This window comes from Psychrobacter sp. UBA2514 (assembly GCF_002341255.1).
In the GTDB taxonomy this organism is placed as follows: domain Bacteria; phylum Pseudomonadota; class Gammaproteobacteria; order Pseudomonadales; family Moraxellaceae; genus Psychrobacter; species Psychrobacter pacificensis.
In genome coordinates, this window is the sequence record NZ_DDNS01000014.1 from 42462 (window position 1) to 57369 (window position 14908).

General features: G+C 44.5%; 12 protein-coding genes. 6 read left to right on the top strand and 6 right to left on the bottom strand.

Going from position 1 to position 14908, the window contains the following annotated elements; genetic code table 11:
* The first annotated feature begins 634 nt into the window (after positions 1 to 634).
* The 5 genes from B3V51_RS05225 (at position 635) to B3V51_RS05245 (ending at position 7142) form a co-directional block, all read left to right on the top strand.
* Complete coding sequence (locus B3V51_RS05225) at positions 635 to 2362, top strand: AMP-binding protein (protein ID WP_212564156.1); 1728 nt, start codon at positions 635 to 637, stop codon at positions 2360 to 2362.
* A gap of 440 nt (positions 2363 to 2802) precedes the next feature.
* Positions 2803 to 4602, top strand: a complete 1800-nt coding sequence (locus B3V51_RS05230; RefSeq protein WP_252962805.1) for an AMP-binding protein — start codon at positions 2803 to 2805, stop codon at positions 4600 to 4602.
* Positions 4603 to 4784: 182 nt separating this feature from the next.
* Positions 4785 to 5501 (top strand): ribonuclease PH, encoded by a 717-nt coding sequence (gene rph / locus B3V51_RS05235; protein ID WP_093069240.1) that lies wholly within the window; start codon positions 4785 to 4787, stop codon positions 5499 to 5501.
* A gap of 119 nt (positions 5502 to 5620) precedes the next feature.
* Positions 5621 to 6112: a hypothetical protein gene (locus B3V51_RS05240; protein ID WP_093069242.1), complete on the top strand. Its 492-nt coding sequence runs from the start codon at positions 5621 to 5623 to the stop codon at positions 6110 to 6112.
* A gap of 265 nt (positions 6113 to 6377) precedes the next feature.
* A complete protein-coding gene (locus B3V51_RS05245; protein WP_186473601.1) occupies positions 6378 to 7142 on the top strand; it encodes a hypothetical protein in 765 nt (254 codons plus the stop codon).
* Positions 7143 to 7256: 114 nt separating this feature from the next.
* On the opposite strand, the gene hemJ is transcribed toward B3V51_RS05245, so the two are convergent.
* The 6 genes from hemJ to serB all read right to left on the bottom strand — a co-directional run bounded on the left by hemJ (position 7257) and on the right by serB (position 12938).
* Positions 7257 to 7691: a protoporphyrinogen oxidase HemJ gene (gene hemJ / locus B3V51_RS05250; RefSeq protein WP_186473602.1), complete on the bottom strand. Its 435-nt coding sequence runs from the start codon at positions 7689 to 7691 to the stop codon at positions 7257 to 7259.
* 75 nt (positions 7692 to 7766) lie between these two features.
* On the bottom strand, positions 7767 to 8879 hold the full coding sequence (gene bioB, locus B3V51_RS05255; RefSeq protein ID WP_071002948.1) for a biotin synthase BioB: 1113 nt from the start codon (positions 8877 to 8879) through the stop codon (positions 7767 to 7769).
* Between the two features lie 306 nt (positions 8880 to 9185).
* Positions 9186 to 9692, bottom strand: a complete 507-nt coding sequence (locus tag B3V51_RS05260) for an SCP2 sterol-binding domain-containing protein (protein WP_071002949.1) — start codon at positions 9690 to 9692, stop codon at positions 9186 to 9188.
* Between the two features lie 189 nt (positions 9693 to 9881).
* Positions 9882 to 10274 carry an AciT family ciprofloxacin tolerance protein gene (gene aciT, locus B3V51_RS05265; RefSeq protein WP_227517140.1) on the bottom strand — a complete coding sequence of 131 codons (393 nt, stop codon included), beginning with the start codon at positions 10272 to 10274 and terminating at the stop codon, positions 9882 to 9884.
* A 283-nt stretch (positions 10275 to 10557) separates the two neighbouring features.
* The gene (locus B3V51_RS05270) at positions 10558 to 11565 is read right to left on the bottom strand and encodes a DUF368 domain-containing protein (protein WP_286708085.1); all 1008 of its coding nucleotides are present in this window, start codon (positions 11563 to 11565) and stop codon (positions 10558 to 10560) included.
* Positions 11566 to 11747: 182 nt separating this feature from the next.
* A complete protein-coding gene (serB, locus tag B3V51_RS05275; RefSeq protein WP_186473606.1) occupies positions 11748 to 12938 on the bottom strand; it encodes a phosphoserine phosphatase SerB in 1191 nt (396 codons plus the stop codon).
* Positions 12939 to 13416: 478 nt separating this feature from the next.
* Between serB and B3V51_RS05280 the strand changes: the two genes are divergently transcribed.
* The gene (locus B3V51_RS05280; RefSeq protein WP_212564158.1) at positions 13417 to 14883 is read left to right on the top strand and encodes a hypothetical protein; all 1467 of its coding nucleotides are present in this window, start codon (positions 13417 to 13419) and stop codon (positions 14881 to 14883) included.
* The last annotated feature ends 25 nt before the right edge of the window (positions 14884 to 14908 follow it).

Consider the following 14908-nt stretch of genomic DNA (forward strand, 5'->3'; position numbering starts at 1 on the left):
TTGATCCAATTAAAAAGACATGTATCAGAATATACGACAGCTCATGACGTGCTTATACTGGCTTTTATAGACTTTACTTACCATGTCCCCGTACGTGGCTTTTATAGATAAAGTTAAGTATAGTAAAACTAACATTTGTTTTTAATAAATGTCTTAGAGTGACAGTGCCGAATTAGTGACAGAACCAGCGCAGCTAAACCGAGCAGCGACAAAGAGGGAGCTTGATGTAACTTTACGGCGCTCACTGGGCCAGCTGATGCCCTCGAGAGCACAGGCGAAGGCAGTTTTATTATGTAAATATTGTGTCTAAAATAAAAGAGATACTGTGGGTAAAATTCAGTGACATGACCAGTTTTTGTTGGTACAAATAATTGATATTAATGAAAATATCAGCCGTCAAGCCAGTTTGAGAACTCGTATAACAATCTTTTGTATTGAGTAGTCTATATAAAGTGTGTATGTTAATGAACAAAGGGCTATTTACCACTACATTGTTTGCTCATCACCTTACGACTATATCGCAGCCTCGCTTGTCATCATGATGGTGAGACTGCGCTCTGATTTTTCGTCTGTTTATCACACTGTGATTTGCATGAGCTGACGGTAATGTATTATTACTAGGAGAGAAAAGATTATGGAAGATCAAGGTAACCTGATTCGTCGCAACGACAAAGTATGGCTCAAAACATACGAAAAACTTGGCATTCAGTATGATATTGATATGCCGCCAGCCAACACCTCATTGATTGATATCATTGAGCAAAACTTTATCAATCATGCAGGCAAAACGGCGTTTGTCTGTATGGATGTTAAGCTGTCTTACGAAGAGTTGGATCTCTATAGTAAACAAGTTGCCGCTTACCTTCAGTCATTAGGACTACAAAAAGGCGATAAAGTGGCAGTAATGATGCCTAATATTTTGCAGCTACCAGTTGCGGTGCTAGGGGTGCTACGTGCTGGTATGACATTGGTCAACGTCAACCCACTTTATACCAGCAAAGAGCTGTCACATCAGTTAACAGATTCAGATACCAAAGTTTTGATTTTGCTTGAGAACTTTGCCAAAACTTATGAAGATATCGGCCAAGACTTAGTCGATCATGTCGTAGTTGCCTCAATGGGTGATATGATGAGTCCGCTCAAGGGCTTTATTGTCAATGCCGTGGTACGTCACGTCAAAAAAATGGTGCCTGCTTATCATATCAAAGGCAGCGTCAAGTTCAAAAAAGCAATGAACCTTTTTTCTGCTAAAAGCTATAAACGTCCTAACAATATCAGCCTCGATGATGTCGCTGTACTTCAGTACACGGGCGGTACGACAGGGGTGGCCAAAGGCGCTATGCTAACGCATGGTAACTTGGTGGCTAACTTGATCCAAAGCGATACCTACTTAGGCGATGCTTTTGATAAGTTTGAGAAGAGTAATGAGCAGCCAGTGATTATGACGGCTCTGCCGCTATATCATATTTTCTCGTTTACGGTCTGCGGTATGTTTGGTCTATACCGTGGTTGTATCGGTCTGCTAGTACCAAACCCACGTGATCTACCAAGCCTTATCAAAGCATATAAAGACTATCCACCTGCGTTTTTTCCAGCAGTAAATACCTTATTTACCGCGCTTGCCAATAACGAAGAATTCCAATCGTTAGATCATAGCAAGCTTGAGATGTCCATGGGCGGCGGTATGGCAGTACTCAAAGACACGGCGACCAAATGGGAGCAGGTAACGGGCAATATCATCGTTCAGGGTTATGGTCTGTCAGAGACCTCGCCAGTTGCCTCAGCGAACCCGCATGGTACGGGTAAGTTCTCAGGAAACATCGGCTTGCCAATGCCTGCCACTGATATGGCTGTCTTGGATGAAGAAGGCAATGAAGTGGCCTTGGGTGAGCGTGGTGAGATTAGTATTCGTGGTCCGCAGGTAATGAAAGGCTACTGGAAGCGTGATGACGCGACCGCTGAGGTTATGACGTCTGACGGTTATTTCCGCACAGGCGATATCGGTATCATGGATGAAGACGGTTACTTTAAGATTGTCGATCGCAAAAAAGACATGATTTTGGTCTCAGGCTTCAACGTGTATCCAAATGAAGTAGAAGACGCCATGTCCACCCATCCAAAAATTTTGGAATGCGGGGTTATTGGCATTGATGATGAGAAGAGTGGTGAAGTGCCCAAAATTTATGTGGTACGTAGTGACGCCAGTCTGACCGCAGAGGAAGTCATTGAGTATGGCAAAGAAAACCTAACTGGCTACAAACGTCCTCGCCATGTTGAGTTTATTGACGAGCTACCAAAATCGAACGTCGGTAAAATCTTACGTAAAGACTTACGAGCACTCGAAGAGAAAAACCACGGTTAATCTACGAAGGCTTATGTTTAGATGGGGTTTTATCACTGGCTATTTATAAGTACCTCTATGATTGATTGGTACTTGTAATATGCTGAGTAACCAGATTTAGTTATTGTTATAACCAAAATGATAAGGTTGTCTCGTGCTGCCTTATCATTTTTTGTCTTTGTGCCTGTTGTGAATAGTGGGGCATAAGGAGTATAGATAGAGAATTTTTAGTAAAAATGCTATAGTGCCAGCCAAGAGATTTTTGCATTTATTTATAATAGAGTGATGATTTTACTCAATATGACTTGCAAAGCGATTACTATAAAAATGATATAGCTACGCTGACCTGTGAGCTCATTTAATACGATTTCACCATGCTGCATCAAACATTACACCATCAAAAAAACAGAGTTTTTATATAAAGTATTCTATGTTTTTAACAGTAATATTTAAGGAAAATTATGACGGACAATATCAATAAAGAGACAACAGATAATAACGCTGGCACCAGTGATAAAGGCAATGCATCTGAGTATATTTATCAAGACAATGCATTCCCTACTATGCCGACTATCGCCAGTGACAGTCCATGGTTGAGCGCTTATGAGCGTTATAGCATTGATGCTACGATTGAGATGCCAGAGGACAGTACCTCTTTACTTGATGTGTTTGAGCGTAATTTTAACCGTTATGGCCAAAAAACGGCCTATATCTGCATGGGCGCCTCGATTAGTTTTAAGCAATTGGACCTATATAGCCGCCAGATTGCCAGTTATTTGCAATCGCTAGGGTTGGTTAAAGGCGATAAGGTTGGGGTTATGATGCCCAACCTCTTGCAGTATCCGATCATCGCGTTAGGTGTCATTCGCGCTGGTATGATACTCGTCAATGTAAACCCTTTATATACCAGTCGCGAATTGTCCCATCAGCTCCATGACAGTGGTGCCAAAGCCTTATTCATCGTTGAGAATTTTGCGAAAACCTATCAAGATGCCGAAGATAAAGGGCAGATTGAGCATGTTGTCGTCTGTAAGATTGGGGATATGCTGGGTACGGTCAAAGGGGTCGTGGTCAACCTCGTCGCTCGTCATATCAAAAAAATGATTCCTCCTTATCGAATCCCAAATAGCGTGAGCTTTAAGGAAGCATTGGGCGCAGTCTCTGCCAGTCATTATGAGCGTCCTGAGTTGAACTTGAGTGATGTGGCATTACTACAATATACAGGCGGGACGACAGGCGTGGCGAAAGGGGCAATGCTATCTCATGGCAACTTAGTCGCCAATATGCTACAGGTTAGTGCACTGATGAATAGTGCATTCGAAGATGATATAGACAGCAGAGATGTCATCTTGACAGCACTGCCGTTGTATCATGTGTTCTCATTTATGGTATGCGGTATGTGTAGCATGTACCAGGGTTATACAGGCTTGCTTATTCCTAACCCGCGCGATCTCGATGGGCTTATCAAAGAGATGGGTAAATACAAACCTTCTTTTATCCCAGCTGTGAATACGCTATTTAATGGCTTAGTGCACAAAGACAGCTTTGCAGACCTAGATTTCTCTAATCTAAAAGCCTCTATCGGCGGTGGTATGTCCGTATTGCCGAGCGTTGCCAAAGAGTGGCATAAAATCACAGGTCTACCTATCGTTGAAGGCTATGGATTATCTGAGACGTCACCAGTCGTTGCTTTTAACCCAATGACCATCGCAGAGTTTACTGGCAAGATTGGTATTCCTGCACCTAGCACCGATGTCGTGCTCATCGATGAAGAAGAAAACGTCGTCGCGCTGGGTGATCGCGGTGAGATATGCGTCAAAGGTCCACAGGTGATGATTGGTTATCAAAACCGTCCAAAAGAAACAACCGAGTCCTTTACCGCTAGTGGTTACCTAAAAACCGGTGACATTGGCATTATGGACGAAAAAGGCTTTATCAAAATTGTTGATCGCAAAAAAGACATGATCTTGGTATCTGGTTTTAACGTGTATCCAAATGAAATCGAAGAAGCCATGAGTGAGCATCCAGCTGTGGTAGAGTGCGGTGCCATTGGCGTTCCTAATGATGAGCGCGGTGAAGAGCCAAAACTATTTGTGGTCAAAAAAGGCGATGTCACCGAAAAAGAGCTGCTTGAGTACGGCAAAAAACAACTGACTGGCTACAAGCGTCCGCGTCACATACAGTTCGTTGACGAATTACCAAAGTCGAACGTTGGCAAAATCCTACGTAAAGAATTGCGTAAGATGGAAGGCTTAGAATAGCCTCTATCGTCCATTATTGCCTAACTGACGGCGCAATGGCGGGCGTGAATCTTGCCATTGCGCCGCTGTCACGTTAGGATATCTTAAGATTTTAGTCTACCAGATACCTGTCGGTCTGCTTATTAGCCACTGATAGCGTACTTTTATGACACTGCTTTTATAATATTGTACTAGGAATTTTTATGCGTATTGACAATCGTGAACTTGACCAACTTCGTTCTATCAGCTTTGAGCGCCACTATACTAAGCATGCTGAAGGGTCAGTATTGGTCAGTTTTGGCGATACCAAAGTGCTATGTACGGCCAGTGTCGAATCTGGTGTACCGCGCTGGCTCAAAGGTAAAGGTAAAGGTTGGATAACCGCCGAATACGGTATGCTGCCACGCGCAACCAATACTCGCAATCAACGCGAAGCGGCTCGCGGCAAGCAGTCAGGCCGTACGCAGGAAATCCAGCGTCTGATCGGTCGTAGCTTGCGCGCCATGATTGATTTAAGTAAGCTTGGTGAAAACACCATCTATCTTGATTGTGATGTATTGCAAGCGGATGGCGGTACTCGTACGGCCAGTATCACTGGTGCGGCAGTTGCACTGATCGATGCGTTAGAAACTATCCAAAAGAGCAAAAAACTCAAAGCTGATCCGCTGATTGGATTGGTTGCTGCGGTTTCTGTTGGTATGAAAGGTGGTGAAGCTTATCTGGATCTGAACTACGAAGAAGACTCTAGCTGTGATACCGACCTAAACGTTGTTATGACTCAAAAAGGTGAGTTTATTGAGCTTCAAGGTACGGCTGAAGAAAAGCCGTTCACTCGCGCTCAAGCAGACGCTATGCTGTCATTGGCTGAAACAGGCATTGCTGAATTGATTAAAATGCAGCAGACTGCACTTGGTTGGTAGTCTGGTATTTAGATAAAACTTGCTGTCTTTATTTTTAGTTTTGATAACTGCCTGTTGGTTTCTGATAGGCAGTTTTTTCATAAAAAACACTTTTTACATTTCGCAATAGGTAACAATGCATGCTCAAGCTGACTGATGATGGCGCCAAAATCACCTTACAGGGTCAGCCGAATAATGCTGACAACGGTATGTTTTGGTTTGGATCTGCATTACTGATAGGGGCGGTGGCAGTCGCTATGGCAATGAGCTTATTGTCTGAGCGATTGGCTATCGGTGCGCTGGCACTGCTTATCGTCGGTAGTTTTATTTTTAACAAAAAACGTCAGCAGCATAAAAAAGCCATGAGTGGCATGATTAGTAGCGGTACATTATGGGTGCGAGCGGATGAGTTGGTACATGACAATCTAGGCAAACGTGAACACATTCATTTGACTGACGACGATAAAGTTGTGCTTATCGGTGATGGGCTGCAGATTGTCGATAGCAGTGAGGCACGCAAGTATCATATTACTGGTTTTGAGAGTGCCCAAGAGGCGAAAGTGACTAAAGCCATATTAGAAGGGCAAGCACTGACAAAACGCCACGTAAATATTAAAATGAGTAGTGATTAGTATTTTTACGCCTCAGTCGCTTGATTCATCAAAAGTCACTCCAGTCTCTATCCTATCTAACACCACCGCGCTTTGTCTTCTTTGACCCTTCTGAACGCTCTTCTTTATTATGACCATTCGTCATGATTTTTATACCGTCTATCGCCAATCTAAGGTGAATAGTTCTTGCAGATGCCTGTCTAAATGGTTTATAAGTAAGATTACAAAATTCAATCTTCACTATTATGCATACTGTCATTGATACTTTTTTGATCAGGAGTTAGTCATGTCGCGTTTGCCTATGTCATCAGTCGCAGCGTCGTGCAGTTTATTATTATTCACTTGTAGCATACAAGCCCATGCAGATAGTATGAGTGCCCTTATCGCTCAAAAGTCCGTCCAGTCTGACTCTAGTGCGCGCTATATGTCTTCTTATCCAGCAGTTCCCTCCGTCAAAGTCAGTACACAATCTACTATTCAACGCGCGCGCTCACCATCATATAGCAATGATAGCATGAGCAGTTATGGCAATCAGCCAGCATTAAGTACCACTTACCGTTATCCTGAAATGCAGCGTCAGTCACCCACCGTGTTGCCAGCATTTTTATCGGGGAGTTATGACAATGTCGATAGCGAGTATTTACCGCTATTGAGTAGTGCGGAGACGCAAAGCAGTATGGCTGCCCGCGAAGTGGTCAGCACGGCACGTAAAATGGCACTGAATGAGCGGACGATTATCAAAGGCGGCTGCTGGGATTATTTGAATGCGGTGTTTAATCGAGCGGGAGTTTCGCGTAATACCATACATAAAGGCACGTATGCGCAAGGGCCTTATGCTAGTAGCAGTGAGATTGAGGCAGGTGACTGGCTTTACTATATTAATCATGGCTACAATGGCATTGAGCACAGTGGACTGTTCGTCGGTTGGGTCGATGAGCGTGCTAAGCAAGCATTGATATTAAGCTATGCTGGTGAAAACCGCCGTGAGCCGGCGCGTTATCGTGTTTATGATTTGAGCAATGTCTATCAAATCATGCGCCCTAGTATTTGATCTATAATATTTGGTAGACAGTCCAAAAAACGAATAAAAAAGCGTCCGTCACTTATGGAAGTGGCGGACGCTTTTTATTGGTAGGTCATCAGTTATAAGCATTTCGACTGGATTTTAGAATGGTTTAACGACCACTAAAATGACAATAATCACCAAGGCAAAAACAGGTACCTCATTAAACCAGCGCCAAAACTTATGGGATTTATAATGAGGGTTATCAATCAGTTTTTTGCGATAAAAGCCGCAAGCGCCATGATAGCCTGATAGCAGTACGACCAATAATAGCTTGACGTGTAGCCAGCCTTGGGTTTTATAAACATCCCAGCCCAGTCCTAGCATCCATAGACCGAAGATCCATGTCGCTATCATCGATGGCGTCATAATACCGCGATACAGCTTGCGCTCCATAATGGCAAAGCGCTCTTGGCTGATGCTATCGTCACTCATCGCATGATAGACAAACAGACGCGGCAAATAAAATATCGCCGCAAACCAGCAGACCACCGAGATGATGTGTGCAGCTTTAATCCAGTTAAAATAATCTGCCATTACTTAATCTCTTATTATCAGCCGTGTAATATCAGGCTTGTTTTCATACATTGTTGTTAGCCGCACACAGCCAAACTAATCGGCCAATACCATCTGCGATTGATGACCGCTCATCGCATCCATCACAGGCAATACTTTGGGCGCTCTTGGTGCGGCAAACTGCTTGGTGAGACCAAGCTCACGCATGAGTCTGTCGTCGCCTGATTGACTGGCATTACCCGTCGTCAATAACTTGTCGCCATAAAAGAAGGAGTTAGCACCCGCCATAAATGCCAAGGCTTGCTCTGAATCTGATAAGCTTTCACGGCCAGCAGACAAACGCACATAACTAGTCGGGCAGCAAATACGTGCCACGGCAATGGTACGAATCCACTCTAGCACTGATAACTGGCCTTCTGCCAATACTTTATCGCCAATCGGTGTGCCTTTAATCGGGACTAGCAGGTTAACAGGAATCGACTCAGGGGCTTTCGGCATTTTTAGGAGCTCATGCACCCAATCAATACGGTCATCCCGGCTCTCACCCATACCAACGATGTTACCACTACAAACATTGATACCAGAGTTGCGTACGTTTTCGATGGTATCTAAGCGCTCATCATAGCTACGCGTGCTGACGACTTGCTCGTAATAGCTGCGCGAGGTATCTAGGTTATGATTGTAATAATCCAGTCCTGCATCCGCGAGTTGCGCCGCTTGATTGGTATCGAGCATACCTAACGTCATGCAAGTCTCAAGTCCTAACGCTTTCACTTCTTTGATGAGCTCGACCACATAAGGCATGTCTTTGGCGCTTGGGTGTTTCCATGCAGCACCCATACAGAAGCGAGATGAACCGGTTGCCTTGGCGCGTTTGGCCGCGGCGATGACTTTATCCACTTCTATGCGTTTTTCTGCCTGCAGTTTCGTCGTATCGCGATGATGACCTGATTGTGAGCAATAGCCACAATCCTCAGGACAGTTACCCGTCTTAATAGACAGTAGCGTACTGATTTGTATTTCGTTAGCGACAAAGTGCTCTCTATGAATGGTCTGGGCTTTTAACAACAAGTCCATCAAAGGCAAATCAAACAACTGAGCGATGTCGTCACGACTGTATGTGCGAGCGGCTTTGTGAGTATCAGGTTGGCTGAGTAGGTCAGTTGTGCTATCGGCGTTTGGTTCAGAGATGCTAAGCAGTCCTGCCATAAGGTAAATCCTTTTATAAAATTAAATGGTATCAGGTAGTATCAATGTATGTGTCTTCAGGTAGTATCAATGTATGTGTCTTCAGGTAGTATCAATGTATGTGTCTATTGTCATTTATAAGGTAATAAAAAAGGTTGCCGTATAGTATACCGCAACCTTTTTAGAAAATCAGAACACTGCTAGAGAGCATGTATAATTGTCACAATAGCGCACATAAATAGCAACTATCTAGTTGATCCTATTTCAGCCATTTTACCAGTGAATATCATGCAATGCATTACTCATTTATAGGAAAGGATCAGCTATTTACTTGCCCAATTTATGCTTAGCAAAACCCACCCAGTGCTCAGCAAACTTCTGTGCTTTATACGCATAAGGCTTGGCTTTTTGGAGGTAGGGTTTACACTCTTCTGGAACAGCTGGCACGATATGCTTAGCAAGTTTGTTGAACCACATCATTAGGCTATAGTCACCCTCGATGCTTAGATTGCCTTCTTGCACGGCAGTCATAAATGCAGGCAAGCTACCTTTGGTCAATAGCTTGACGCCCGTCATAGAATCTTTGAAAGTAATGGTCAAATCTGCTGCTTTTGCATGACCACTTTGTTGACTAAATTGTCCATTATCAAAGCGAAAAGAACGCGCGATATCAGATTCGGTGCTGGCAAACTCAATCGTGACATTGCGATCGGCAAAGAGTGCTTTGACGTCTTCGTTGTCGCTATCAGCGAGCATGGACAGACGATAGCCAACCACGGCTAGCAGCGCATCTAATGGGTCAGATTTGATATCTAATACAGGAATAGTAAACATAGTGGAACTCCTAAAGAATGGGGCATAAAAATAAATCGTACTTTATACCAGTTTCTATGATAAATACATCATTAGATTATAACCTACTGAGTGATTTCAACTCTTTAGGAGTTAAGTAGAAAGCGTTAAGTATCTTGTAACATTAAATATCACTGTTATGGGTAGGGTATTCATATCAGTATGGCAGTATCAATGAAAGCGTGGCTTATAATCATCATCGTAAACAGGCGTATGTTCGACATAGCGAGCCGCTTCTAACTTGCGCTGCCGACTGACTGCATGACTCACATCCTCGTAGCGTAGTGCTCGGTATAGTACCCAGCCGGCCAAAGGTAACCAGCTGATTCCCATCGCGATGACGTAACGGTGCCATTCCGAAAGCGCAGACAGCATCGGACGACCTACCAAGATATTCTGTATCATCTCAACAGCCAACCAGTAGACCATACCACCAAATAGATATAGCAACAGCCAACGCTGCGATGATAGAGCGAGCGCCACGATCATACCTGCCAGTAAGCTATAGCCTAGCCATGCTGAGCTGCTCCACATCTCTACGCCAATAAAAGAAAAAATAGTCATTGCCATCATTCATCTCGCTATTCATAAGGTGAACTCCAATGAGACTATTATGGAAGGTTGCTGAGCAAAGCTAAAGAGGCGCTAGGCGACTTTGCGACAACCGTTGACGTTTGATTTTTTAGATTAAGGTTGCTTTTTTTTGGATAGCTTGTACGATTTTTAATCGTTAGCTGGTAGGCTAAGCGCCGCAAAAAAGGGCGCTTATATTGGGGAGGGTAGGAGCCGTTGTAATGGTTCAAACAGAGGCTTTTTAATCAAATATTTACACACAGAGGATCAACAGTTAAGCCTTATTGGTTCGTCTGCCCCACCAAGATAGTAACGACACCAAAATAGCACCAAGTAGCATAAGACCAACTGTGGTCAGCCAGTGGGGACCAGTAGGATACTGCCATGGCATAACGTTATTGATCGCCTCGCTGTTAAGAGCGCCTAATACATCTACTTTCCATGGCCATACCTTGACCAAAGAGCCGGCAATAAAACCGGTCAGCAATGCCAAGGTGGCTTGATAGTAGCGGGCTAATAACCATTTTAGAGCACGGGTAAATAATAACAATCCAGTTGCCATGCCCGCCATCACAGTTAATAGTACCGTAAAGTTAAGAGTATGCACGGCTTCCAATACGGTATCGTAGGCACCTAGCAACAACAATATAAAAGACCCTGAGACCCCAGGCAATATCATGGCGCAAATCGCAATCGCGCCTGCAAAAAATAAGTACGGTAAGCTAGGTGTCGCCGCGAGTAATGGCAGACTACTAATGACCACAGCAGCAATGAGTCCGGCAGCAAACAGCGCCACACGTCCTATATTCCAGCGCTTAATCTCACTTAATAAGATAAATACCGTTGCGACCACCAATCCAAAAAAGAACGACCAAATAAGCAGTGGTTGATTGTCTAGCAAATATTTGATAATACCAGCCAAGGTAGCAAAACTCGTCGCAATACCAAGTATCAAACACAATAAAAATGTCGCATCAACTTGTCGCCATACCGCAATCAGTCCTTTGATTCCGCCGTCTTGTCGAAATATCTGCCAAAGGTTGGGGCCGATACTACTGAGCGCATTAATCAGGCGCTCATAAATCCCTGCAATCAATGCAATAGTGCCACCAGAGACACCAGGAACGATATCAGCAGCACCCATCGCCATGCCTTTGATATAAACCCCTAGCAGCTCTTTTGGGTTATTCGTATACACAGGGACAGAGACGGGGACCGTGCTTGCGTCTAATGGCTCTGCTACTGACGGCTGGTTTGGCCGTGGGGATTGTGGTGCCGTCATGAACAGTCCTTTATTATCTGAGAATAAATGTTATCTAAAAATAAATATCTGGCGTTATTACAACGAAACGTACTTAAAAATTAAAGCAACATCATTTTATGAAACATGTGTTAACGCATAAAAGCTGGCTTAATGAGACAGACATTAACCCAGCTTAACGGATGATATAGAATACTTAGCGATTACTGAGTAGGAGCGAGCGCTGGATAGCCAAGTGCATAAAGCGTCCCTTCAAGTCCTGTCACATTGATCGCGGCATCAGCACGTGCTTGCACGATGGGCTTGGCATGATAAGCCACTCCTAAATCGGCAAGCGCCATCATCGGCAAGTCATTAGCCCCATCGCCGACACAGACCACTTGCGACATCTCGATCCCCAAGCGCTCAGCCGTATGCTCGACAATCGCGGCTTTTTTGGCACCATTGATAATAGGAAGCTGTATGTGACCGGTCACTTTTCCTTCTTCGATGTCTAAGGCATTGGCATGGACTTCGTCAATCCCTAACTGCTCAGCGATATAGCGGGCAAAGTAAGTAAAGCCACCTGACACCAGTACCGTATGGTAGCCCAAGGCTTTTAACGCACTAATGGTGGTACGGGCACCGACCGATAACGTCAAGCGGTTGCAAATATCATCAAGCACATCGGTAGAGATACCTTTTAATAAGGCCACGCGCTGAGCAAATGATTCATCAAAGTCAATTTCACCACGCATCGCCGCCTCAGTAATGGCTTCAACTTGCTCACCAATACCAGCCGTTTTTGCCAGCTCTACAATGACCTCTTGTTCAATCAACGTCGAATCCATGTCAAAACAGGCAAGCTTGTGAGTACGTAGCATATGACCGACCGATAGGATGTGACAATCGACGATGTCTAGATTGCCTGTACTATCCGCACTGCGTGTGCGGTTGTATTCTTCAGACAAGTCATGGCGCAGACGAGTGGTCAGCTGATCGTCAATGATGTGAGCGGCGGCGGTCTTTTTGCCAGGGTGCATCAGCGTATCGGTCACAGGTACCAACAAATAGCGGTATACTTGAGCATTGGTAAAGGGCAGACGCTGTGCATCGGCTGCCGTTGGCTCTGTATCAGAGACCGTAATATTAACAAAGCTCGCCTCAGTATCCTCAGCGACCGTCACCAAATGCCAACTTGGCTGCTCATCGACCCAAGACTGAACATATTGATGAATGTCCATCGCTGATACTTGAGTAGGCAGCACGACAATGAGCGCAAAAACAGGCAGCGACTGTAGCGCATCAAAATCTCGCAGATTGGTATCATCAGGTAATAATTCTGCAATAGAGTCGACGGCTTGTTGCCATGCTTTGCTGTCTTTTGGTAACGAATAAGATGTATTTTTTGGCATGGCTCAATTGTCCCTTGTATGCTCATATAAGATTGGGAATAATAACAGTTTTACTGAGCAGCGCCTATAGATGACATGCAAAGTATCATGGGTGTTCAAAAATGCTTATCAGCCCCTAAAATCTGCTGAAATGCAACAAAGTTATTATGATAAATTTATAAATCGACTAACGCTATAAGACTTATTATGGTGATATAGTAGATGACTTAAACTGGCCCCTTGGTAACGATGCTGTGGCAAAAATAGCAGCGATAATCATGAGGCAGCGCGCGATAGTATCATCGTTCAAACTTAGCTCAATAAATAAGTGCCATTTTACATAGTAGCATTTTATATGATGACTGATTTCTATGAAATACTATCGATTTTCCGTGAATATCGATCAATATTCGCGCATTACAATTGTTCAAAAATTAGCCAAAAAATGAGCAATAGACTCGTTTTTTAATTTCTTTTCTCCAAAAAAGTTTAACATATCATGACGTATTTAGCGCCGCGGCAAGGGTTGTTTGCCATTATTCTTCTGGTTAGTTTTTGTTTGCAGACGCTGTTGTTGGTCATCAGTACCGACCAGCAGCTGAGTAAAAGTCGTGCGTTAAAAGGCGAGCAAATGGTCGCCCAGCTGATTGATGAAGCAAGGTTGTCTTTAGAAAACAAAGACCGTGTCAGTCTCAGTGTGATTGCTAACCGCTATACCAGCGAGCAGGACGTAACAAGAATACTGATTAAAGACAATAAAGACGATATTTTGGTGCCTGTGGGCAACGCACCGATGCAGCAAGGCGATACGATTCGCCAAATCGCAACTAACGGCGATGCGGTGATTGGTAGCGTTGCACTGACGTTAAAAGACGTTAGTAAAGGTGAAATCATCGCGATGCAGTGGCCGTTTGTGATTGGCACTATGTTGCTGCATTTATTACTGTGGTTAATCTACGGTTATCTTGCTCGTCCTACCAAAGAGCAAATCAGTGCGCTGAGCCGTAATATTCAGGACTTGTATCGCGAGCAGTACAATCAGGGCGATCAGCGCGGCTACAGCCGTGATCTTGAGCGCGGCACGACTGGCAGTCTAGCTGATGGTACTCCAAGCGATAGTCAAATGGCTGGTTTGGCTGCCAAGAGCGAGACAGCTGGCAATGCAGCACAGGCGCGTCCGTTCAATGTACATAACGAAGTCAATGAGTACCTAAGAACACAGCAAAACCAAAGCAGCAGCGACGAAACTGGCAGTCTAACAGCTACGTCTGAAGGCGATATTGAAGACAAGGTTGTTAGCACCGCAAAGCGTCATAGTTCGCAATCTGGTGGTCAGACGTCTAAATTGTCTGCCACACGCGCAGTCGATAGCGTGAGAGTGCAAATCCTCTTTCATGATGAGTTCAATATGCTTGAGCGCCTTGCGCCAGCGCAGCGCCTGCCTTATCTAGCGCTATGTACGCAGCTGCTCAATCAAGCCGTGACCGAACTACTCAAACAGCCATTACTACTGGGTGTCAGTGCGACCAATGAGGCACACTTTGAGGACGATGGTGCAAGCGTGGTGCTAAAAGCGGACAACAGCCATGCCAAAGTAGCACTGGCTGGGGTCATGCTTGCCAAGCTGTACTTGATGCTCAACAAAATCATTCATGACAAGCATATCGAGCTGTCGCGCTTTGCACTACCAGCAAAAGCAGGCGTGAGTGATGAGGCGCAGTCAGAGCCCATGACCCATCTACTACAGAGCATCGGTAAAAAAGAGCAACTGTTGATATTGCTGCCAGCTGCTGGTCTCAAACAAATCAGTAACCATGTACAGGTCCATAGCATCATGCGCCCAACCACTGTCTATGAGCGCGAGTGTGCGATATTCGATGGCGGGAACGACGCGATGATTCAGCGTTTGGCAGATGTTCGTAATGCCGTGCTCATGATTGAAGACGAAGATGAGTCAGCGACATAGTAGTATTAGGGCGTGTTGAACATTC